The sequence below is a fragment of the Mycobacterium asiaticum genome (assembly GCF_001673315.1).
Lineage (GTDB): Bacteria > Actinomycetota > Actinomycetes > Mycobacteriales > Mycobacteriaceae > Mycobacterium > Mycobacterium asiaticum_B.
This window is the reverse complement of sequence record NZ_LZLQ01000042.1, coordinates 1-23651: the sequence shown is the minus strand read 5'-3', so window position 1 is coordinate 23651 and position 23651 is coordinate 1. Positions and strand designations below refer to the sequence as shown.

The following is a 23651-nucleotide window of genomic DNA, read 5'->3' as shown; positions in this document are numbered from 1 at the left end:
CGGAGAAGCGGTGGGAACGGTATTCCACGGTCACGACATGGGATGCGCCCAGAACGCCGAGCGACAGCGCGCCGCCGCCGGTCTCCCCGCTGGTGGTGGTCCCGGTATTGGTGCCCCCGTTGCCGCCGCCGCCACCGGTGCCGCCCAGACCGCCCTTGCCGCCGTCACCGCCGCCGACCCCGTTGATACCGGCGCCGCCGTTACCACCCTGACCACCCGAGCCGCCCTGCCAGCCCTGCCCGCCTTGGGTCGGGGACGCACCCGAGGAACCGATCGTCCCGGTATCGCCTTGCCCGCCGGTACCTCCGGTGCCACCGACTCCACCGGTGCCGGCACCGCCCGCGTGTCCGCCGGTCCCGAAGAATCCGCCAGTCCCGCCGGTACCGCCGGTACCCGCGGCACCTCCACTACCGCCGGTGCCGCCGGTGCCTCCGTCGACCGCGTAGCCGACACCCGTGCCGCCGGACCCACCCATACCGCCCGATCCGCCGGTCCCGCCGACGCCCCCGGCCCCACCGGCACTCATCAACCCGGCGCTGGCTCCGCCCTGGCCACCGGCCCCGCCGGCCCCGCCCGCAAAACCGGTGCCACCCAGGCCGCCGATCGGGCCCGCACCAGCAGTGCCCGTGTCGCCGGTGCCGCCGGCACCACCAACTCCGCCCGCGCCACCGGCGCCGGCACCCCAGCCCAGCAGCGCACGCCCAGCTCCTCCGGCGCCACCCGTGCCGCCTGTGCCACCGATGCCCGCACCTCCGGCACCACCGGCGCCGCCGGCACCACCGGCTCCGCCGAATCCACCCAACAATCCACCGGCACCGCCGCCGCCACCGACACCTCCGGTCTGCCCGGTCGCACCGACCCCACCAGCTCCGCCGGTCCCGCCATTGCCGAACAGGCCCGCGTCACCACCCCGTCCGCCGACCTGTCCGGCCGCTCCGGACCCACCAGCGCCGCCGTTTCCCCATAGGATTCCGCCGGCCCCACCCGCCTGCCCCGTCCCAGCCAGCCCGTTGACACCGTCACCGATCAACGGACGGCCCAGCAGCACATTGGTGGGGGCGTTGATCAAGCCAAGTACGCCTTGCTCCAAGGCTTGTACGGACAGCGCGTTGGCCGCCTCAGCCGCCGCGTACGCGCCTGCGCCCGTGCTCAACGAACGCACAAACTGGTCTTGGCACAGTGCCGCTTGGGCGCTCAGCGCCTGATACTCCTGACCGAACGTGCCGAACAGTCGAGTAATAGCCGCAGAAACCTCATCGGCGCCCAGCGGTGGGATTGCCGTCGTCAGTGGTGCCGCCAATGCAGCAGCCACCCGGAGCGATTCGCCGATCCCGCGCACATCACCGGCCGCTGCAGCAATGGCCTCGGGCGAAGCGATCACGATAGACGACAATTTCGGTCCTCCTGACCCGCCACAGAAATTAACGTTCCGGAAGAACGCGCGTGGAACGCTACCGTGACGGGCACGCATCGATGAGCGAAATCAGCGAATTGCACGCCGTCGCGTCCGTGCAGGTAGGGGACCGCGGAAGCGGCAAAGGCAAAAAAGGAAGGCGTCCAACGGTCTCCCGCTGAACGCCCTCCTCAACCCTGTCTCTACAGCAGCCCGAGCAACTGCAGATCGCTCACGTACTTGGCGATGATCGCCGGCGTGACGTGCGGAATGTCCTTGTCCGAGCCGATCTTTGCGTCCTGCACGGCCGCACGGAACCGGTCGGTGGGCGCAAGCGACCCACACATCGGCTTCTCGGGCTTCTGGTAGTTGTGCAGGAGCGGCAGTAGCGACGCCTGACGCTGGTGCTCGGGCAAGCTCCGCAGCGAAGTCTCGAACCGCCGCAGCCATTCGCCGTAGTCCGCGATCCGCTGGACAGAACACCCGGCGTCGATCAGCCAGTCCACGAACTCGTCCATGCCGATGCCATCGTCGTACGGGTTCATCACGTGGTAGGTCTGGAACCGCTCGCCGACGTTCTGGGCGCCCAGGGTCGAGATCGCCTCCGCGATGAACTCGACCGGCAGACCGTCGTAGTGGGCCCGTGGCCGGTTCCCTTCGGCGTCGGTCTCGTAGAACGAGGCCGGCGCGATCCCGGTGGCCACCAGGCTGAGCATCATCCGGGTGAACATGTCCGGCACGTTGAGCTGGCCGGCATAGGTGGTGTCGGCCAGGATCATGTCGCAGCGGAACACGGCCACCGGCAGACCGCACAGGTCGTGCGCCTCGCGCAGGAGCACCTCACCGGCCCACTTGCTGTTGCCGTAACCGTTGGCGTAGCTGTCGTTGATGGACCGGGCGGCACTGATCTGACGGATGTCGGCGTCCTCGGTGAACTGGCCCGGCTTGATCTGATCGCCCACGCCGATCGTCGAGACGTAGGTATAAGGCTTCTGCTTACTGGTCAGCGCAATCCTGATCAGCTCCGCGGTACCAAGGGCATTGGGACCGAACAGCTCGCTGTAGGGCAGGACGTGGTTGACCAGGGCGGCGGGGTCGACGATCAGGTCGACGGTGTCGGCCAGCCGTTGCCAGACCGCCGGGTCCAGGCCCAGGTTGGCCTCGCCCTTGTCACCGGCGATGACCTCCAGGTGGTCGGCGGCCAGCCGCTGGTAGTGGGCCAGCAGCTTTGGGTCGCCGCTGTCGAAGGTCCGGTCCAGCCGGGCCCGCGCCTCCTCGTCGGACTTGGCCCGCACCAGCGCGATGACCTTGCCGTCGACCAGGTCCATCCGTTCCAGCCAGTCCAGCGCCAGGTAGCGACCCAGGAAACCGGTGGCGCCGGTCAGCAGCACCGTGCGCACCTCGTCGGTGGGCTTGGGCAGGTTCGGTGCGGCGTCCAGAGTGGCGGCGTCGAGGAACTTGTCCAGCGTCAGGTCACTGGCGTGCACCTCGACGGCGTCGCGACCGTGCACGGCGGCGAAGCTCGGCCGCTTGGTGCCTTGTCGCTCCGCCTCGATGTAGGCGGCGATGGCCTGCAGGTCGTTGGCCGGGCTGACGATGACACCCACTGGCACGTCGACGTCGAAGATCTCGCGCAGCAGGTTGCCGAACGTCAACGCCGACAGCGAGTCTCCGCCCAGGTCGGAGAAGTGGGCGTCGGGGGCCAGGTCGTTGCTCGCCGTGCCCAGCATTGCCGCGGCGGCCCGGGTTACCGTCTGCAGCACCGGCGCGTCGGCTCCGGTGCGACGCAACTCGTTCAACTCGTTGGCCTGCCCGGCTTCCAGGTCGGCGTAGAGCTGTTCCAGCCGCTCGCCGTAGTGCTGCTTGAGCTTCGGCCAGGCCAGCTTGCGGATCCCGGTCAGCAGACCGTTTTCCAACGTGAACGGTGCGGTCTCGATGATGAAGTCCCGGGGCACCTCGTAGGACTGCAGTCCGGTCTCCCGGGCAACACTCTGCAGCGAATCGGCGATCATCGGCTTCAAGGCCGCGGCGTCGTGGGTGGCCAGTGCTTCTTCGGTCGGGACGACGACGGCCAACAGGTACGGGTGTGCGCTGTTGCCGTAGACGTAAATCTGCCGGACCAGGGGGCTGTTGCCGAAAATCGCTTCCAGCTTGGCCACGGTGACGAACTCGCCCTGGGCGAGTTTGAGGACGTTGTTGCGACGGTCGACGTAGACCAGGCGGCCGGGGCCGACCTCGGCAACGACATCGCCGGTCCGGTAGTAGCCGTCCTCGTCGAACACGTCCGCGGTGATCTCCGGCCGCTTGTAGTAGCCGGGGAACATGTTCTCGGTCTTGAGCAGCAGTTCGCCGCGCGGGTGTGGCCGGTCGGTGGCGAAGTAACCCAGGTCCGGAACATCGGCCAACTTGTAGTCGATGACCGGCGGACTCTGGATCTCGCCGTCGAACAGCACCATTCCGGCCTCGGTTGAGCCGTACCCGTCGAGCAGGTGCATCTCGAGCAGGGACTCGACCCACCGCTTGAGCTCCGGTGACGTCGGGGCGGAGCCCGTCATCGCGAAAATGAACCGGCCACCCAGCTGGTACTGGCGCAGGTCGGCAATCACCTCGGCTTCCACCGCCTGGCGGGCGGCGTCGTCGCTCTGGTCCGGAAGCCGGCGGTTGACCTCACGCTGGAACTCGCCGAACAGCGTCTCCCAGATCCGGGGCACGAAGTTCAGTTCAGTCGGGCGCACCAACTCCAGGTCTTCGAGCAGTGTGGAGAGGTCGCTCTTGGCGGCGAAGTAGGCCGTGCCGCCATTGCCCAGCGACCCGTAAAGAATGCCGCGGCCCATGACATGGCTCATCGGCATGAAATTGAGCGTGATCGACGCGGCCGTCTCACCGAACCAGTTGCGTGCCGACCGGCGCCACATCTTGCCGACGTTGCGCTGCGGGTACATCGCGCCCTTGGGTGCGCCGGTGCTGCCGGACGTGTAGATCAGCAGCGCCAACGCGTTGTCGTCATCGGTGACGACTGCCGGCTGGGCCGGCAGCGACTTGCCTCGCTCGAGGAGCTCGGCCAGGGTCTCGACGGCCACCGCAGAGTCGGCCAGCGCGGCGCGTGCGGCTTCGAAAGCCTCGCGCTCGTCGTCGACCTCGGGGTGATAGTCGAACACGACGAGCTTGGCGGGAGCCGGTCCGCTGGCGATCAACTCGACGGCGTCGCGTAACTGCGCGATGCTGGCCGCAAAGACCACCGGCTCGGTCTCGGCCACGATCGGCTGCAGCTGGGTGAGCGCCGCGCTCGTCTGCAACGGAACCGCGACGGCGCCGATCAAACCGAGAGCGATGTCGATAGTGGTGAAGTCGACGCTGGTGAAGCCGAGCACACAAACGCGGTCGCCGACCCGCACGGAGTCGGCGGTCAGCACACGCGCCAGCGCATTTGTCCGGTCATTGAGCTGTTGGTAGGTGATGGTCTCGAAGCGGGAGAGCAGCTCGAGCGAGGTGCGGCCGGTTTGCGGGTCCTTGACGAACTCCACCGCGCGCTGTCCCAGGGCCGGACGGTCGGCGTAACTCTCCAGCACTGTCTGGACGATCTGCGGGTAGCGCAGTCCAGGCTGCTCGAGGGCCTCGACCACCGTCGGGTCGGGGGCGGCTGCGGCGAACTGGGGGTCGTTGGCGGTCAGATACTCGACGCGAAGTTCGAGAGTCTCGTCGCGAGTGGCATTCGACATGACAGTTCCTTAACAGACTGAGCGATAAGTATGGTGTGCGCGACGTTGCGCTGACCCTTAGAACGTTAGCGAAACTAACGTTATTCCTCAATGAGCGGGTCCTGCGAACTAGTTGTGAATTCGACCACCGTGCGACCTGACCCTTCCCGCCACGTTTCGCCGCCACCCTTCCCGCCACGCCTCGCCGCCACGCTTCGCCGCGACGCCGACACTGACGCCACGTACACGACTCGCCGCGGCGCATGTGCGTGCTTTCAATCTCGGCGCGGCTAGGCCTCCTGCGCGACGCCGAACGCTAGACCTCCGACAATAGCCCGGTCAGCACCTCGAGGCCCTCGGTTAGCAGCTCATCGGAGATGGTCAGCGGAGGGAGCAAGCGAATGATGTTGCCGTACATGCCGCAGGTCAAAATGATGACTCCGGCGGCATGGACAGCAGTGGCCAGTTTCAGAGTCAGTTCTGGGTCGGGCTCGGCGGTCCCGGATTTCACCAGTTCGATGGCGATCATTGCGCCGCGGCCGCGCACGTCGCCGATCCGGTCGTCGGCGGCCTGCAACCGCCGCAGCGGTTCTGTCAGCAGTCGTTCGATCTGCTGAGCCCGCTCGACAAGTCCGTCGGACTCGATGGCCGCGATGGTGGCCAGCGCCGCCGCACACGCGACCGGGTTGCCACCGAACGTTCCGCCCAGGCCGCCGGAATGCACGGAGTCCATCATCTCCGCGCGACCCGTGATCGCCGACAGCGGCAGCCCGTCGGCAATGCCCTTGGCCGTCACCATGATGTCGGGTTCGATGCCCTCGTGCTCGCAGGCGAACATCGCGCCGGTGCGGGCAAAACCGGTTTGCACCTCGTCGGCGATGAAAACCACGTCGTTCTGATGGCACCAGTCGAGCAACGTGGGCAGGAACCCCTCGGCCGGAACGATGAACCCGCCCTCTCCCTGGATCGGCTCGATGATCACCGCTGCCAGGTTCCCGGCGCCGACCTGCTTGTCCATAACGCTGATGGCGCGCGCCGCCGCCTTCTCGCCATCAGTGGCTAATTCCTTGTCCACCAGACCATCCCGATAGGGGTAGGACAACGGCGCGCGGTAAATCTCCGGTGCGAACGGCCCGAACCCGCTCTTGTAGGGCATCGACTTGGCGGTCAGCGCCATCGCCATGTTGGTCCGGCCGTGATAGGCGTGGTCGAACGCGACGACGGCGGGCTTGCCAGTGTGATAGCGCGCGACCTTGATGGCGTTCTCCACTGCCTCGGCGCCCGAATTGAACAGCACCGAACGCTTCTCGCCGGAGCCCGGCGTGATCCGGTTCAACTGCTCGGCGACGGCGACGTACTGCTCGTACGGCGTCACCATGAAGCAGGTGTGGGTGAATTCTTCGACCTGCTGGCGCACCGCCTCGATAACCGGCGGGGAAGAGTTGCCGATCGTAGTGACCGCGATGCCCGAACCCAGGTCGATGAGGCGATTTCCGTCGACATCCTCGACGATGCCGCCTCCGGCGCGCGCCACGAAGACCGGCAAGGTGACGCCGACGCCGTGAGAGACCGCCGCGGTCCGCCGTTTGTTGAGTTCCAACGACGCGGGACCCGGGATCTCCGTGACCAAATGGCGGCTCTGATCGAGGCTGGCCACGGACTTCTCCTTCCGCGCCGCGCCGGTCACGTCGCGATTATGAGCCTAGCGGGTGGCCCGAAAATGGGAGCCGCGGACGATGCAGGTCGGTTTGCGACCTGCGGGAATGGCAGACTGGGGGGCTAATGAGGTGAGCGGCTCCGGGTCCGACCGGCAGCATTCCCGGTTCTGCCAGGGAAATCGAGCACTACCGATACGAAAAGAAGGCGTGTTGATGGAGAGTTTTGTCTTGTTCTTGCCGTTCCTGCTCATCATGGGCGGGTTCATGTACTTCGCGTCGCGACGACAGCGGAAGGCGATGCAAGCCACCATCGACCTACACGAGTCGCTGCAGCCCGGCGACCGGGTCCACACGACGTCCGGACTGGAAGGCACCGTCGTCTCTTTCACGGACGACTCCGTCGACATCGAGATCGCGCCCGGCGTGGTTACCACCTGGATGAAGCTGGCGATCCGTGATCGCATCCTGCCCGATGACGACGAGGATGTGGACGAAGCTGATGCCGATGACGACAATCGCGCGCTGGAAGCCGCGGAGGAAAAGGATTCCTGACCGGAGCCGAAGCCAGTCCCGGGACGGCACGTAGTCTTTTCGGAGGCTCTCACCCGCTCCACCGGGGGTCCCAACCGATTCCAAGGAGATATAAGGAACGTGGCATCGTCTTCGGCGCCGGTGCATCCTGCCCGCTACCTGTCGGTGTTCCTGCTCATGCTGGTCGGCGTCTACCTGCTCGTCTTCTTCACCGGAGACAAGGGGACCAGTCCCAAGCTGGGCATTGACCTGCAGGGCGGCACCCGGGTGACGTTGACGGCGCGTACCCCGGACGGCTCGCGGCCCACCCGCGATGCGCTAGCCCAGGCCCAGCAGATCATCAGCTCTCGTGTCAACGGGCTGGGTGTCTCCGGCTCGGAGGTCGTGGTCGACGGCGACAACCTTGTCATCACGGTGCCTGGCAGCGACGGGAACGAGGCCCGCGACCTGGGCCAGACCGCGCGCCTCTACATCCGGCCGGTGCTCAGCTCCCAGCCCGCCCAGAAGCCTCCCGAGGAACCCAGGCCCGGCCAGCAGCCCGCCGGCGGCGAGCCGGCGCCGGGTGCCCCCGCGCCCGGGGCGCCGCCGCAGTCGGGAGCGCCCGGAGCTCCGGCTCCGGCGCCAGGGGCTCCGCCGCAATCGGGAGCACCCGGGGCTCCGGCTCCAGCACCAGGGGCTCCACCGCAAAGTGGAGCGCCAGGCGCTCCGGCTCTTGCGCCCGGGGCTCCACCGCAATCTGGAGCGCCCGCCCCGGCGCCGCCCCGCGGCCAGCCGCGGCCCTACCCGCAGGATCCGGCGCCCAGTCCCGCACCGTCCCCGAGTCCCGCCCCCAGTCCGGCTCCGCCGGGGCCGACGGGCCAAGCGCCGCCGGGACAAGCGCCACCGCCGGGACAGGCTCCGCCGCCGCGGCAAGCGCCACCGCCGGAGCAGCCCGCCCCGCCGGATCCGCGCAAGGATCTCGCCGAGCGCATCGCGCAGGAGAAGAAGTGGCGGCAGAACACCAGCCAGTACATCCAGATGGTCGCCCTGCAGTACCAGGCCACCCGCTGCGATAAAGACGACATCCTGGCCGGCAACGACGACCCGAAGTTGCCGCTGGTGACCTGCTCTACCGACCACAAGACCGCGTACCTGTTGGGGCCGTCGATCATCAGCGGCGACCAGATTCAGGACGCCACCTCCGGGATGAATCAGAGCAGCCTGGGTTATGTCGTCGACCTGCAATTCAAGGGACCGGCGGCCAACGTATGGGCGGACTACACCGCCGCCCATACCGGTACCCAGACGGCATTCACCCTGGACTCGCAGGTCGTCAGCGCGCCCATGATCAGGGAAGCGATTCCAGGCGGACGGACCCAGATCAGTGGCGGTGAACCACCTTTCAGCGCCGCTACCGCCAAACAGCTTGCCAACGTGCTGAAGTACGGATCGCTGCCGCTGTCCTTCGAATCGTCAGAAGCCCAAACCGTATCGGCGACACTGGGTTTGACGTCGTTGCGGGCCGGGTTGATCGCCGGGGCGATCGGCTTGGCGTTAGTGTTGGCGTATTCGCTGTTGTATTACCGAGTGCTGGGTCTGCTCACGGCGTTGTCGCTAGTCGCTTCCGGCGCAATGGTTTTCGCGATCTTGGTGCTGCTGGGCAGGTATATCAACTACACCTTGGACCTGGCCGGTATCGCGGGTCTGATCATCGGTATCGGGACCACCGCTGACTCATTCGTGGTGTTCTTCGAGCGCATCAAAGATGAGATCCGCGAGGGCCGCTCGTTCCGTTCGGCGGTGCCGCGAGGTTGGGCGCGAGCCCGCAAGACAATCGTGTCCGGCAACGCCGTCACCTTCCTGGCCGCCGCAGTCCTTTACGTCCTGGCGATCGGCCAGGTGAAGGGGTTCGCCTTCACGTTGGGCCTCACCACAATTCTGGACGTGGTTGTCGTGTTCCTGGTGACCTGGCCGCTGGTGTATCTGGCGTCGAAGTCGCCGAGGCTGGGCAAGCCGGCATACAACGGGTTGGGCGCTGTCCAGCAGGTCGCGCGGGAACGCCGGGCCTCGGGTGCCGTAAAGACGGGGCGGGGGTAAGCCAACATGTCCGATTCCAAGTCCGATTCCAAGTCCGTTTCCAAGTCGGATTCCAAATCCGTTTCAAAATCCGTTTCCAAGCCGGCCAAAAAGTCCGTATCCAACCCTGCCAAGACGACCGTCGTCGCCAAATCTGACGGCGAGAAGACCACGGGGCCGCAGCACGGGTTCCTGTCACGGCTCTACACCGGAACCGGCGCCTTCGAGGTGGTTGGGCGGCGCAAGCTCTGGTACGCCGTGAGCGGCGCAATGATGGCGATCGCGATCCTGGCGATCCTGATCCGCGGGTTCACCTTCGGCATCGACTTCAAGGGGGGCACCACTTTGTCGATGCCCTCGTCGGGCACCGCCGGAACCATCCAGGTCGATCAGGTCGAAGACATCTTCAACAAGACCATCGGCAAGGATCCGGAGTCGGTGGTCACCGTCGGCAAGGGTGCGTCGGCCACCGTGCAGATCCGCTCGGAAACGCTGTCCAACGAGCAGACGGAAAAGCTGCGCACCGCTCTGTTCGACGCCTTCCATCCCAAAGGCCCGGACGGCAACCCCAGCAAGAAGGCAATCAGCGACGCGGCTGTGTCGGAGACCTGGGGCGGTCAGATCACCAAGAAAGCAGTGCTGGCGCTGGTGGTCTTTCTGGTGCTGGTGGCCGTCTACATCACGGTGCGCTACGAGCGCTACATGACCCTGGCCGCGTTGGCGGCGATGATCTTCGACATCACTATCACCGCCGGCGTGTATGCGTTGGTGGGCTTCGAAGTCACCCCGGCCACCGTGATCGGCTTGCTGACCATCCTCGGGTTCTCCATCTACGACACGGTCATCGTGTTCGACAAGGTCGAAGAGAACACCCACGGCTTCCAGCACACCACCCGGCGGACCTTCGCCGAACACGCCAACCTGGCGGTCAACCAGACGTTTATGCGTTCCATCAACACCAGCCTGATCTCGGTCTTGCCGGTGGTGTCGCTGATGGTGGTCGCGGTGTGGCTGCTGGGCGTGGGCACCTTGAAGGACCTGGCGCTGGTGCAGCTGATCGGGATCATCGTGGGAACCTACTCGTCGATCTTCTTTGCCACCCCGCTGCTGGTGACGTTGCGGGAACGTACCGAACTGGTGCGCACCCACAGCCGGCGCGTGTTGAGACGCCGCGGCGGGGCGGCTGCCTCCGAAACGGCGACCGTCACGGCCGAGAACGGCGAGGATGACGACGACGAAGCGGCCGAGGACGCCACCGAAACAACCGAGGTGGCTACCCAGACCGCCAAAGTGCCGGCGGACAAACCGGTGAGCAGCAAGCCGGCGCCGGGCGCCCGTCCGGTGCGTCCCACCGGCACCCGGCGTCCCACCGGCAAGCGAAACGCAGGCAAGCGGTAGCCGATGGCCGCTCGGGGTCGCTGGCGGCGAGCCGCCGTGGTCACTGCCATAACGGCAGCGCTGGCGGCAGCCCCCCTGACGGCCTGCTCGGGCAGCGCCGCCAATCAAGTCGACTACGTCGTCGACGGCGTCCTGTCCACCTACAACACCAACACCGTGACCGGGGCGGCCTCGGCCGGAGCGCAGGCGTTTGCCCGCGTCCTGACCGGCTTCGGCTACCACGGCCCCGATGGACAGGTGGTTGCCGACCACGACTTCGGCACGGTCTCGTTGGTGGGCGGTGCGCCACTGGTGCTGGACTACCAGATCGCCGACAAAGCCGTCTATTCCGACGGCAAGCCGGTGACCTGCGACGACCTGGTGCTGGCGTGGGCGGCGCAATCCGGGCGCTTCGGCGGATTCGCTGCCGCCACCGAGGCCGGTTACATCGACATCGCCAATATCGACTGCACACCCGGTCAGAAAAAGGCCCGAGTGTCGTTCATCTCCGACCGCGGGGTCGCCGACTACGCCCAACTGTTCACGGCCACCACCATGATGCCGTCGCACGTCATCTCCGACATGCTGGGCACCGACATCACGACCGCCCTGCTGACCAACAGAGGGTCGGTGATCGAACAGGTTGCGCGGTTGTGGAACACGGCCTGGGACCTCAAGCCCGGGATCGACATCAAGCGTTTCCCCTCGTCCGGGCCGTACAAGATCGAACGCGTGCTGGACGGCGGTGCGGTGGTGCTGGTGGCCAATGACCGCTGGTGGGGAGCCAAGGCAATCACCAAGCGGGTCACCGTGTGGCCGCAGGGCGGCGACATTCAGGACCGGGTGAACAACCGCAGCGTCGACGTGGTCGACGTGGCGGCGGGGTCGTCCGGAGCGTTGGCCACACCGGACAACTATCAGCGCAGCGACTCGCCGTCCGCGGGAATCGAACAACTGATCTTCGCGCCGGAAGGGCCGCTGGCAGAACGGCCCGCTCGTACCGCGTTCGCGCTGTGTACACCGCGTGACGTGATAGCCCGTGACGCGGGCGTCAGCATTGCCAATTCGCGCCTGAGTCCGGTGACCGACGATGCGGTGTCCGCCGCCGACGGTGCCGCCGACGCCGCCCGGTTCAGCAAGGCCGACCCTAACGCCGCCCGCACCGCGCTGGGTGGTGCCAAGCTGACGGTACGGATCGGCTATCGCAGACCGAACGCGCGGCTTGCGGCCACTGTCGGAGCCATCGCGACGTCGTGTGCGCCGGCGGGCATCACGGTTTCCAACGTGACGCTGGATACCTCGGGGCCCCAGGCTCTGCGGGACGGAAAGATTGACGTGCTGGTGGCCAGTACGGGCGGGGCCAGCGGCAGCGGATCCAGCGGTTCGTCCGCGATGGACGCCTATGCACTGCACACCGGCAACGGGAACAACCTGTCCGGCTATACGAACCCCCAGATCGACGGGGTCATCGGGGCGCTCGCCGTTTCGTCAGATCCCGCCGAGCGCGCCAAACGGCTCGCCGAGGCCGCGCCGGTGCTGTGGGGTGACATGCCCACGCTGCCGCTGTACCGCCAGCAGCGCACCCTCCTGATGTCGAAGAAGATGTACGCGGTCAGCAGGAACCCGACGCGCTGGGGGGCCGGCTGGAACATGGATAGGTGGGCCCTGGTTCAGTGAGCGATCTAGCTGCCATGCTGGCGTCCCTGACCAGGGAGGTCGCCGACTTTCCCAAACCCGGCGTGTTGTTCCACGATCTCATCCCGGTGTTCGCCGACAGCGACGCGATGACCGCGATCACCGATGCGTTGACCGACGTGGCCGAAGGCGCCGAACTGATAGCCGGCATCGACGCGCGCGGCCTGCTGCTCGCCGCGGCCGTTGCCGTGCGGTTGGGCACCGGCGTGCTGGCAATCCGAAAAGGCGGCAAATTGCCCCCTCCGGTGCTCAGCGAGAACTACCAGCGTGAGTACGGCGCCGCGACACTGGAAATTCCTGCCTCGGGGATCGTCCTGGCGGGCCGTCGCGTGGTGATCATCGACGATGTCCTGGCCACCGGAGGCAGTGTCGGCGCTGCGCAAAGGTTGCTCGAGCACAGCGGTGCTGTCGTAGCGGCGGCGGCGGTGGTGGTGGAGCTGGCGGACTTGGGCGGCCGCGACGCGCTGGCGCCGCTGGCGGTGCACAGCCTGAGTCGCGTCTAGTAAATCGATTCCGGGGATATCCTCTAGGCGGAGGTGACTGACGTGGCGGACGACCAAAGCACGTTGCAGGCTGCTCCGCCTACGGAGCCGTTGCCCATCAGCGAGATTCCGGAGCCGCCGGCAGAGCCCGCGAAGGCGGCTGAGCCCGTCAAGACCAGCAGCAGCGCGTCGCGGCGGGTACGGGCGCGGCTGGCCCGGCGGATGACCGCGCGCAGCAGCGCGATCAACCCGGTGCTCGAACCATTGGTTGCGGTGCACCGCGAGGTATACCCGAAGGCCGACCTGACCCTGCTGCAGCGTGCGTACGAGGTTGCCGACCAGCGCCATGCCACGCAGCTGCGACATTCCGGCGACCCCTACATCACCCACCCCCTGGCCGTGGCCAACATCCTGGCCGAGCTGGGCATGGACACCACCACCTTGGTGGCCGCCCTGCTGCACGACACTGTCGAGGACACCGGTTACACACTGGAAGCGCTGTCCGAAGACTTCGGTGAGGAGGTGGGCCACCTCGTCGACGGCGTAACCAAGCTGGACCGCGTGGTGCTGGGCAGTGCGGCCGAAGGCGAGACGATCCGCAAGATGATCACCGCGATGGCCCGCGACCCGCGGGTGCTGGTGATCAAGGTCGCCGACCGGCTGCACAACATGCGCACCATGCGTTTCCTGCCGCCGGAGAAGCAGGCCCGCAAAGCCCGCGAAACGCTGGAAGTCATTGCGCCGCTTGCGCATCGGCTTGGGATGGCCAGCGTCAAGTGGGAGCTGGAAGACTTGGCGTTCGCAATCCTGCATCCCAAGAAGTACGACGAGATCGTCCGGTTGGTGGCCGGCCGCGCGCCGTCCCGCGACACCTATCTGGCCAAAGTGCGTGCCGAGATCACCAACACGCTGAATGCCTCGAAAATCAAGGCAACCGTGGAAGGCCGGCCCAAGCACTACTGGTCGATCTATCAGAAGATGATCGTCAAGGGCCGCGACTTCGACGACATCCACGACCTGGTCGGTATCCGCATCCTGTGCGACGAGATTCGCGACTGCTATGCCGCTGTGGGCGTAGTGCATTCGCTCTGGCAGCCGATGGCGGGACGGTTCAAGGACTATATCGCCCAGCCCAGATACGGTGTGTACCAATCGCTGCACACTACGGTCGTCGGGCCGGAAGGCAAACCGCTGGAAGTGCAGATCCGCACCCGCGACATGCACCGTACCGCCGAATACGGCATCGCCGCGCACTGGCGGTACAAGGAAGCCAAGGGCCGCAACGGTGTTCCGCACCCGCACGCCGCCGCCGAGATCGACGACATGGCCTGGATGCGTCAATTGCTCGACTGGCAGCGGGAGGCCGCCGACCCGGGCGAGTTCCTGGAGTCGTTGCGCTACGACCTTGCGGTGCAAGAGATTTTCGTGTTTTCGCCCAAGGGTGATGTGTTCACGTTGCCGGCCGGGTCGACGCCGGTGGACTTCGCCTACGCCGTACACACCGAGGTGGGCCACCGCTGCATCGGCGCCCGCGTGAACGGCCGCCTGGTGGCGCTGGAACGCAAACTGGACAACGGGGAAGTCGTAGAAGTCTTCACGTCCAAGGCGCAGAACGCCGGACCGTCCCGCGATTGGCAGCAGTTCGTGGTCTCCCCGCGCGCCAAGACCAAGATACGGCAGTGGTTCGCCAAGGAGCGGCGCGAGGAGGCGCTGGAATCCGGCAAGGAAGCTATGGCCCGCGAGGTGCGGCGGGGTGGACTTCCGTTGCAGCGCTTGGTGAATGGCGAATCGATGGCTGCGGTGGCTCGCGAGCTGCACTACACCGACGTGTCGGCGATGTACACCGCGATCGGTGAGGGCCACGTCTCGGCGCGGCACGTCGTGCAGCGACTGTTGGCCGAACTCGGCGGTATCGACCAGGCCGAAGAGGACCTCGCCGAGCGCTCCACCCCAGCGACCATGCCACGGCGTCCGCGCAGCACCGAAGACGTCGGAGTCTCCGTTCCCGGCGCGCCGGGGGTGTTGACCAAGCTGGCCAAGTGTTGCACTCCGGTGCCCGGTGACCAGATCATGGGGTTCGTGACCCGCGGCGGCGGCGTCAGCGTGCATCGCACCGACTGCACCAACGCCGCCTCGCTGCAGCAGCAGGCCGAGCGCATCATCGAAGTGCTCTGGGCGCCGTCGGCCTCATCGGTGTTTCTGGTGGCGATCCAGGTCGAGGCGCTCGATCGGCACCGGTTGCTCTCGGACATCACCCGGGTGCTCGCCGACGAGAAGGTGAACATCCTGTCAGCATCGGTGACCACCTCCGGTGACCGGGTTGCGGTCAGTCGGTTCACTTTCGAGATGGGCGACCCGAAACACCTCGGGCACCTGCTCAACGTGGTCCGCAATGTTGAAGGCGTCTACGACGTGTATCGGGTGACGTCGGCTGCCTGAATCCAGCGCTTGATTCGCCCTTCAAACGTGCCGTCCGACGCCGCTGTGGGAGTTTCGCCGGCGCAGGGCTAGCCGCTCGGAGGCAACGGCTTCTCGACGGTGGTGGTGTCCACGGTGTCTGTCACGTCACTGGTTTCTTCGGTCGTCTCGGTCACCTGGGGTGCGCTGCTGGTCGTCGATATCACCGTCGTGCTGGTCACGGGGTTCTTCGAGCCGGTGTCCTCACCGCGGGTCAGTAGAGCGATCAGCGCAGCCCCCAGCACCAACACCAATCCGGAGCCGGCCACGGTCAAGATCAAGGTGGCGCGGCTACCGGTTTTAGTGGCGCTGGGTTGTATCGAAGGTTCGTCGATGGACGAAGGGGCGCGAACAGTGTGCGCTTCGGCCGGTGGCGGTGGTGGCAGCGCCATGGCTGCCCCGCCCAACGCGGCGCGGGCGGCGTCGGCAAGTTCGAGCACGCTCTGATACCGGGCGTCGGGGTCCTTGGCCATCCCCCGGGCGATCACCGCGTCAAATGCCGGCGGCACGTCGGCTGCCAGGAGGGTCGGCCGCGGTGGCGGTGAGTACAGGTGACCGGAGATCTGTTCTTCGAAGCTGTCGCCGGGGTAGGGCCGTGTACCGGTCAGGCATTCGTAGAGCGTGCAGGCCAACGCGTACACGTCCGCGCGGGCATCGGTAGTGCCACTGAAGCGTTCGGGGGCAAGGTAGGCTAGCGTGCCCATCGTCAGACCCGTCCCGGTCAAGGCAGTGTCGGTGGTGGTGCGCGCCAACCCGAAGTCGATCAGATAGACGAAGTTGCGGGTATTGGCGACCAGGATGTTCGACGGCTTGACGTCCCGGTGCATCAACCCCACCCGGTGCGCGCTATCGAGCGCCGCCGCGACCTGTTCGATGATGGCGACCGTTTGCGACGCGCTGAGCCGACCGCCGTTCTCGGCGATGAACCTTCCCAAATCGCGGCCCTCGACCAGTCGCATGTCCACATACAGGCGTCCGTCGATCTCGCCGAAGCTGTGTATCGGCACCACGTGCGGATCGTTGAGGCTGGCCGCCGTGCGGGCTTCCCGGCGGAACCGGTGCTCGAACTCTTTGTCGTCGGCCAGATGCGGGGGCAGCAGCTTGATGGCGACGACCCGATCGGTCTGGGTGTCGTAGGCGCGGTAAACCTGGCCCATGCCGCCTTTGCCCAACAGGCCTTGCAGCTGGTATCGACCGAACGAGTTTTCGGCCACGCTTCTCCTCTTAATCCAGCGATAGCGAGGTGATGGTCACGTCCAGGACGGGCGCACCTTCCTGACCGCCGCCGGCGACTCCCGCCGCGGTGATCTTGTCCAGGGTAGCCAGGCCGTCCGGCGGTGTGGTGCCTGAAACGGTGTATCCCGGCGGCAGCGCCGAGTCCGCGCTAGACCAGGAAGAACTGGAAGCTAGTCCACCCGTACCGATGTGATGACCACGTCCAGCGCGGGGGGCCCTTCCTCACCACCGCCGGCGACACCGGCTGCGGCGATCTTGTCCAGCGTCGCCAACCCGTCGTCCTGAATCTTTCCGAATACGGTGTATGCGGGTGGCAGCACCGAGTCTCGGTAAACCAGGAAGAACTGGCTGCTGTTGGTGTTGGGCCCCGAGTTGGCCATGGCGATGGTGCCCCGTGGATAGATGACGGGCTGTTTGAGCTTGGGGTCGTTCGGCGGGTACTGGTCGGTGGGGTATTCGTCGGCGAACTGGTAACCCGGGCCGCCGGTGCCGTCCCCCTTGGGGTCGCCACACTGCAGGACTGACAGTCCAGAAGTGGCGACCAGCCGATGGCACTTGGTGTCCTTGAAGTAATCCTGCCCGGCCAGGCTGGCGAAACTGTTTACCGTGCAAGGGGCTTGGCCGTTGTTCAGCAACAGGCCGATATTCCCCTGGCTGGTCACCATGCTCACGCTCACCGGCGTCGACGTGGCCGGGATCTTGCCGGTGCGCGGCGGCTTGACGTCCTTTCCGGCCTTTGCGCCCGGCGAGGCGGGGTACTGGCAGTTGGCGCCCAGGTTCGCCGGCGCCTTGAACGGCGGCAGCGGCGCGGCGTCGCCCAGCTGTACTGGCGGCAGGCTGGCCGCCGTTGGCGAGGCGGGCGCGGAGCTGCTCGGTGTCGTCGACGCGGACGGGTTGTTCTTGTGGTCGCCCTTGCCGACGACGACGGCGACCACCACCGCCGCAACCACCGCCACCGCGGCCACCGCGCCTAGCGCGATGGTCAGGATGCGGCGCCGCTTGGCTTGCTTGGCGCGTCGCTCCAGTTGCCGCTCGAGTTTGCGCTTGGCTGTCGCACGTCGCTGCTGGTTCGTTGGCACGGCCGCCATCTTTCCATGGGGCTGGGGATGGGAAACTGGGACGGTGTTTATCACCGGATTTCCCGCCGGGCTGCTGCAGTGCAACTGCTATGTGCTGGCTGAGCGCCCAGGCTCCGATGCCATCATCGTCGACCCAGGCCAACGGGCGATGGGCCAGCTGCGGAGCATCCTGGACCAGAACCGGCTGACCCCGGCCGCGGTGCTGATCACCCACGGTCATATCGACCACATCTGGTCGGCGCAGAAGGTTTCCGACACCTTCGGCTGCCCCACCTACATCCATCCCGAGGATCGGTTCATGCTCAAGGACCCGATTTATGGACTCGGGCCGCGGGTGGCCCAGCTGATGGCGGGCGCGTTCTTCCGGGAGCCGAAGCAGGTCGTCGAGCTGGACCGAGACGGCGACAAGATCGACCTCGGCGGCATCTCGGTGAACGTCGACCACACCCCGGGGCACACCCGCGGGTCGGTGTGCTTCCGGATCCTGCAGGCGGCCAAGAACGAGGCGGACGTGGTCTTCACCGGTGACACTCTGTTCGAGCGATCGGTCGGTCGGACCGACTTGTTCGGCGGCAGTGGGCGGGACTTGCTGCGCTCGATCGTGGACAAACTGTTGGTGCTCGACGACACCACTGTGGTACTACCCGGACATGGCAACTCCACCACCATCGGTGCCGAACGCCGGCTCAACCCGTTCCTCGAAGGCCTGAGCGCGTGACGGAATTCACTGCGCCCAAAGGGGTTCCGGACTACCTTCCGCCGGAGTCCGCGCAATTCGTCGCGGTGCGGGACGGGCTGCTGGCAGCGGCCCGCCGGGCCGGATACGGGGATATCGAACTGCCCATCTTCGAGGACACCGCGCTGTTTGCGCGTGGGGTGGGCGAATCCACCGATGTGGTGTCCAAAGAGATGTACACCTTCGCCGATCGCGGCGACCGGTCGGTGACGTTGCGGCCCGAAGGCACCGCCGGGGTGGTGCGCGCGGTGATCGAGCACGGACTGGACCGCGGCGCCTTGCCGGTCAAACTGTGCTATTCCGGACCGTTCTTCCGATATGAACGTCCTCAGGCGGGTCGGTACCGGCAGTTGCAGCAGGTGGGTGTCGAGGCGATCGGTGTAGACGACCCGGCGCTGGACGCCGAAGTGATTGCCGTGGCCGACGCCGGTTTCCGGTCGGTGGGCTTGGATGGCTTCCGGCTGGAGATCACCTCGCTGGGGGACGAGACCTGCCGCCCCCGGTATCGGGAACTGTTGCAAGACTTCCTGTTTGGGCTTGACCTCGACGAGGACACCCGCCGCCGGGCTGAGATCAACCCGCTGCGGGTGCTCGACGACAAGCGTCCCGAGGTCAAGGCCATGACCGCCGATGCGCCGGTGCTGCTGGATCACCTCTCGGATGACGCCAAGCAACATTTCGACACCGTGCTGGCGCACTTGGACGCGCTCGGCGTGCCCTACGTGATCAACCCCCGCATGGTGCGCGGCCTGGACTACTACACCAAGACCACCTTCGAGTTCGTGCACGACGGACTGGGTGCCCAGTCGGGTATCGGCGGCGGTGGCCGCTACGACGGCCTGATGAGCCAGCTCGGCGGACAAAACTTGTCTGGCATCGGATTTGGGCTTGGCGTAGACCGCACGATGCTGGCCTTGCGCGCCGAGGGCAAGACCCTGGGGCGGACCGTCCGCTGCGACGTGTTCGGTGTGCCGCTGAGCGAGGCGGCCAAGCTGCGGTTGGCGGTGCTGGGCGGCGCCTTGCGGGCCGCCGGCGTTCGCTTCGACCAGGCCTACGGTGACCGGGGGCTCAAGGGCGCCATGCGGGCCGCCGACCGGTCTGGCGCGCGGCTGGCGTTGGTGGCCGGAGATCGCGACCTCGACGCCGGGACTATCGGTGTGAAGGATCTGAAGTCGGGGGAGCAGGTGTCGGTGCCGTTGGATTCCGTTGTTGCGGAGATGCTTTCGCGGTTCAGCCGCTAGGCGCTTACCCGATCCGGCGAAACCGCGGTTGACTTTGCGGTGTTCGAGTAGCCTCACCTACGGTTTGCGTCATATGACCGGTTCGGGCCCGGTCGCCGGGCAAGGAGGCCCCCTCGGTGTCGTACGTTGTGACAGCACCTGACTTCTTGACCTGTGCCGCAAACGATTTGAGTGCGCTGCGGGAGGCAGTCGATGCTGCCAACCAGACGGCAGCCGGGTTCGTCACGCCGTTGCTGACGGCTGGGGCCGACGAGGTGTCGACGAGCATCGCGGCGCTATTCAGCGCGCACGGCCGCGCGTACCAGACGGCCAGCGCCCAGGTGGCGAGATACGGCCAGGGATTGGTGCGCACCCTGCAGGCGAGCGCCGAGGCATACCTGAGCGCCGAGCTGTTCAACGCCGCTCAGCAGGCGTTGCCGGCTGCCGGCGTCCGGATCACAGTCCCGGGCGCGGGCCCGCTTTATGCTCCGCGCTGGATCACCCAACTGCCCTTCGCCGGCCAGATCGCGCTGCAAGGCATCAGTGCACCCTGGTCTGTGTCGGTGCTGGAGGCCTATCACCTGCTCAACGGTGTCATCGGGCAGAACTGGTTCCCCAGCAGCCTGGCTCAGGTGGTCGACTACCCGGCGAGCATGGGCATCGTCAGCGGTAGCTTGTGGGCGCCGACCGTCGACCAGGCCGTCGCGATGGGACGGATGACCCTCGACGAGATGATCATGTCCGCGGTCACCGGCGGCAACGCGCCGGTGCACGTGGCTGCGCTGTCGCTCGGAGCCATCGTGGCCAACCGCGAGCTGGCGTACCTGGCGACACTTCCGAACGCTCCGCCCCCCGGCGCCCTGCAGTTCGCGTTGTTCTCCAGCCCTGAGCTGGGACTGGCTGCCACCTACTTGCCGACCGCGGCTACGGTGCCGTTCGTCGGCTACCTGGTGCAGCCGCTGGCTGTCAGCCAGTACGACGTGAGTGTGGTGTTCGGCCAATACGACTTCTTCGGCAACCCGCCCGACCGGCCCTGGAATCTTCCCGCGGTGGTGAACTCGCTGTTCGGGACGGCCTACCAGCACAACGCGCCCTCGGTGGCCTCGATGTCGAATGCGGTGCAGCTGTCCAGCGTGACCAACTCGCTGGGCGGCACGGTCACCACCTACATGATTCCGTCACAGACTCTGCCGCTGTTGCTGCCGCTCGTGCAGCTAGGTGTCCCGCAACCGATTGTCAGCGGGCTGAACTCGCTGCTGCAGCCGATCATCGATGCCGGTTATTCATCGCTGACGCCCAATGGCGGACCATATTTCTCCGGCGGAGCGCTGGTCGGCTGGCCGACCCTGTCCTGACAGCCAAATGCCGGCTCACCCAGCACCCACGCGCGACAACCCACCCGCAGCCCGCGCGCCAGCGTGCACAGACTGCCACCCGGCTCGGCGCGTCGCTGTACATCTGTGCCCGTTCGCCACAGAAAAAAGTTGACGTCACGGTCGAACTAGTGTTCGACTAGAGGTATGCGCTGGGCAGGCCAGGCGGTCGCAATCAACGGGACACCGGTGGACGAGGGCGCGCTGCCGGGCCTGCAGCGCCTGGGCCTGGTCAAGAGTGTGCGTGTCCCGCAGTTCGAAGGCATGACGTTCCACGAGGTGCTGTGCAAGTCCGCGTTGAACAAGGTGCCCGAGGCGGCCGCCCTGCCCTTCCGCTACACCGTCAACGGATACCGCGGCTGTTCGCACGCCTGCCGTTACTGCTTCGCGCGGCCCACCCACGAATACCTGGACTTCGACTCCGGCGCCGACTTCGACACCCAGGTGGTGGTCAAGACGAACGTCGTCGAGGTGCTGCGCCGCGAACTGCGCCGGCCATCATGGCGCCGGGAGACCGTCGCGCTGGGCACCAACACCGACCCCTATCAGCGGGCGGAGGGCCGCTACGCACTGATGCCGGGCATCATCGGAGCGCTGGCCGGGTCGGGGACGCCGATGTCGATCCTGACCAAGGGCACGCTGCTGCGCAGAGACCTGCCGCTGATCGCCGATGCGGCGCAACAGGTTCGCCTGTCGGTGGCGGTGTCGCTGGCGGTGGGGGACCCGGACCTGCACCGTGACGTGGAGCCGGGCACGCCGACCCCGCAGGCACGGTTGGCGCTCATCGCCGCAATTCGCGAGGCGGGCCTGGATTGCCATGTCATGGTGGCACCGGTGCTGCCACAGCTCACCGACTCGGCCGAGCACCTCGACGGGCTGTTGCGCCAGATCGCCGCGGCCGGCGCGACCAGCGTGACCGTGTTCGGCCTGCATCTGCGCGGCGCCACCCGCGGCTGGTTCATGTCTTGGCTGGCCCGTGCGCATCCGGAGCTCACCGGCGTCTACCGCGAGCTGTACCGCCGCGGTGCCTACCTGCCACCCAGCTATCGCGAGATGCTGCGTGAACGCGCCCAGCCGCTGGTCGCCAAGTACGGGCTCAAGGGCGACAATCGCCCCTTCGCCTCGGTGGCCGCAGCCGAACCGAGCGCACAGCCTATGCAGGCAACCTTGTTCTAGCCGCGTTCTAGCCGCGGGGCTTGGTCAGGGTGAAGTGATCGATCGCTTTCACCGCGCCGTAGGGGCCCTGCACCACGTAGTACGTCGCCCTGATCGATGTCTTGCCGCCCGGTGCGCCCGGGTCTACATCGAAAGCCACGAAACCGTAAGGATTTTCGCGGTCTCGAAACGCCGACCACGGCGCATCCTCCATCACATAGTTCGGGGATTTGTGTCCGAGCGCAGGGTCGAATGCCCCGACGCCCGTGACGACCCGGCAGCGCAGATCCGGAAAGAACAACCCGTTCGTCGGTTTGGAGGTGCCGCCGCCGCCGATGACGACGTGCACGGTTCCGCGCGTCACATCGATCTCATCGCTGCGGGTGTCGACGGGGATCGGCGTTCTGGTGTCGGTGCCCAGGGTGCCGCGCAGCGGATGTGACCGCTCGTAGTGGTGTTCGTGTCCGCACAGCACCAGGTCGACGTGGTACTGATCGAACAACGGCAGCCATTCCTGGCGGATTCCGAGGTCGGCTCCGTTGGCGTTGGCTGTCGAGATCGCGGTCTGATGCATGCACACCACCACCCAGTCGATACCCGGGTCGCTTCGTGCTGCGGCAAGTTCGCTTGCCAGCCAACGCTTTTGCTCGCCACCCGAATAGCCGTGCACGTACGAGTTGCCGGCGTCCTGGTAGGCCACGTCATCGTTGTTGAGGCTGATCACCCGCACTGACCCGGCGGTGAACGAATACCACAACCCGCGCAGCTCGGAGCTGGATCCAGAGTCGGGCACGGCGAAATAGGTCTGGTAGGCACCGTAACCGATTGGCCCGTTGCCCAATTCGTTCTCGTGGTTGCCTGCGGCCGGCATCCAAGGTCGGTAACGTGCCGAACGACTGTTGTTGAGAAACCAATCCGACCAGGTGCGGATCCGGTCCTGAGCCAGGTTGGCGTAGCAGAGATCGCCGTTAACCAGATTGAACAGCGGGGCCATCCGCTCGATCGCCATCGTCGTGTCACCGGCGGCCGGCGACCCGATGTGGTCGTTGAGAGCTTTTCCGTCGGTCAGCGTGCTCAGTGTCGGAGTGGATTGGTCGCCAAAACTGGTGAAGCGAAAAGGCTTTCGTCCTGCCGGGGCGGTCCGCGCCGTACCCAGCTCCGGGTGGGCACCGTCGTGGACCGCGGCATAGACGTAGTCGGTGTCCGGGGTGAGCCCGCGTAGTAGGGCGTGATTGACGCGGACTTCGGTGTTGGACTTCGCATCCCGGTATGTTCGGGTCTCGGCCGCGACGGTACTGCCGAAGCCAGACGTCGGCGTGCCCAGCATCACCCGGGGGTTGCGAACGGCGTCGGTGGTGTGCCAGGACACCACCAGTTCGGTGCTTGCATTGCGGCCGAATTGCAGATGCAGACCCGCGACCGGTGGCGTGCCAGACGTATCCGGTCGAGTCCATATGTCGGGACTGCGTGGATGCGACCCCCAGCAGCGACGAATGCCCACTGATT

At 66.5% G+C, this 23651-nt stretch carries 15 protein-coding genes and 2 pseudogenes; 10 read left to right on the top strand and 7 right to left on the bottom strand.

The window, feature by feature from the left end; translation table 11 throughout:
- The 3 genes from A5636_RS07070 to gabT form a co-directional block, all read right to left on the bottom strand.
- Positions 1–1393: PE family protein (locus A5636_RS07070; RefSeq protein ID WP_437339810.1), on the bottom strand; the 1393-nt coding region annotated here is incomplete at its 3' end.
- Positions 1394–1596: 203 nt separating this feature from the next.
- Positions 1597–5112, bottom strand: coding sequence for a carboxylic acid reductase (gene car / locus A5636_RS07065; protein WP_065157985.1), 3516 nt, complete (start codon positions 5110–5112; stop codon positions 1597–1599).
- 295 nt (positions 5113–5407) lie between these two features.
- Positions 5408–6748 (bottom strand): 4-aminobutyrate--2-oxoglutarate transaminase, encoded by a 1341-nt coding sequence (gene gabT / locus A5636_RS07060; protein WP_065157989.1) that lies wholly within the window; start codon positions 6746–6748, stop codon positions 5408–5410.
- A 214-nt stretch (positions 6749–6962) separates the two neighbouring features.
- On the opposite strand from gabT, the gene yajC reads away from it, so the two are divergent.
- From yajC to A5636_RS07030, 6 genes are all read left to right on the top strand, one after another.
- Positions 6963–7301, top strand: coding sequence for a preprotein translocase subunit YajC (yajC, locus tag A5636_RS07055; RefSeq protein ID WP_065157984.1), 339 nt, complete (start codon positions 6963–6965; stop codon positions 7299–7301).
- Between the two features lie 99 nt (positions 7302–7400).
- The gene (gene secD, locus A5636_RS07050) at positions 7401–9356 is read left to right on the top strand and encodes a protein translocase subunit SecD (protein WP_065157983.1); all 1956 of its coding nucleotides are present in this window, start codon (positions 7401–7403) and stop codon (positions 9354–9356) included.
- A 6-nt stretch (positions 9357–9362) separates the two neighbouring features.
- On the top strand, positions 9363–10733 hold the full coding sequence (gene secF / locus A5636_RS07045; protein ID WP_065157982.1) for a protein translocase subunit SecF: 1371 nt from the start codon (positions 9363–9365) through the stop codon (positions 10731–10733).
- 3 nt (positions 10734–10736) lie between these two features.
- Entirely contained in the window at positions 10737–12389 is a 1653-nt protein-coding gene (locus tag A5636_RS07040; RefSeq protein ID WP_065157981.1) for an ABC transporter substrate-binding protein, read from the top strand.
- Between the two features lie 14 nt (positions 12390–12403).
- Positions 12404–12910: an adenine phosphoribosyltransferase gene (locus A5636_RS07035; RefSeq protein ID WP_065157980.1), complete on the top strand. Its 507-nt coding sequence runs from the start codon at positions 12404–12406 to the stop codon at positions 12908–12910.
- Positions 12911–12952: 42 nt separating this feature from the next.
- Positions 12953–15328: a RelA/SpoT family protein gene (locus tag A5636_RS07030; RefSeq protein ID WP_065157988.1), complete on the top strand. Its 2376-nt coding sequence runs from the start codon at positions 12953–12955 to the stop codon at positions 15326–15328.
- Between the two features lie 194 nt (positions 15329–15522).
- Here the strand turns inward: A5636_RS07030 and A5636_RS27140 are convergent.
- The 3 genes and pseudogenes from A5636_RS27140 to A5636_RS07020 all read right to left on the bottom strand — a co-directional run.
- Positions 15523–16560, bottom strand: a pseudogene (locus A5636_RS27140) (serine/threonine-protein kinase); the annotation flags it as partial.
- Between the two features lie 10 nt (positions 16561–16570).
- Positions 16571–16726, bottom strand: a pseudogene (locus A5636_RS27135) (peptidylprolyl isomerase); the annotation flags it as partial.
- A gap of 26 nt (positions 16727–16752) precedes the next feature.
- Positions 16753–17661 (bottom strand): peptidylprolyl isomerase, encoded by a 909-nt coding sequence (locus A5636_RS07020; RefSeq protein ID WP_065157987.1) that lies wholly within the window; start codon positions 17659–17661, stop codon positions 16753–16755.
- 43 nt (positions 17662–17704) lie between these two features.
- Here A5636_RS07020 and A5636_RS07015 point away from each other — a divergent pair, with 43 nt between their 5' ends.
- From A5636_RS07015 to A5636_RS07000, 4 genes are all read left to right on the top strand, one after another.
- On the top strand, positions 17705–18379 hold the full coding sequence (locus A5636_RS07015; RefSeq protein WP_065157979.1) for an MBL fold metallo-hydrolase: 675 nt from the start codon (positions 17705–17707) through the stop codon (positions 18377–18379).
- The gene (gene hisS / locus A5636_RS07010; protein WP_065157978.1) at positions 18376–19638 is read left to right on the top strand and encodes a histidine--tRNA ligase; all 1263 of its coding nucleotides are present in this window, start codon (positions 18376–18378) and stop codon (positions 19636–19638) included. Before A5636_RS07015 ends, hisS begins: the two co-directional genes overlap by 4 nt.
- A gap of 116 nt (positions 19639–19754) precedes the next feature.
- Entirely contained in the window at positions 19755–20972 is a 1218-nt protein-coding gene (locus A5636_RS07005) for a PE-PPE domain-containing protein (protein WP_065157977.1), read from the top strand.
- A 165-nt stretch (positions 20973–21137) separates the two neighbouring features.
- Positions 21138–22166, top strand: a complete 1029-nt coding sequence (locus tag A5636_RS07000; protein WP_065157976.1) for an Rv2578c family radical SAM protein — start codon at positions 21138–21140, stop codon at positions 22164–22166.
- Between the two features lie 7 nt (positions 22167–22173).
- Here A5636_RS07000 and A5636_RS06995 read toward each other — a convergent pair.
- The coding region (locus tag A5636_RS06995) for a purple acid phosphatase family protein (protein WP_216638817.1) at positions 22174–23651 on the bottom strand (1478 nt) is incomplete at its 5' end.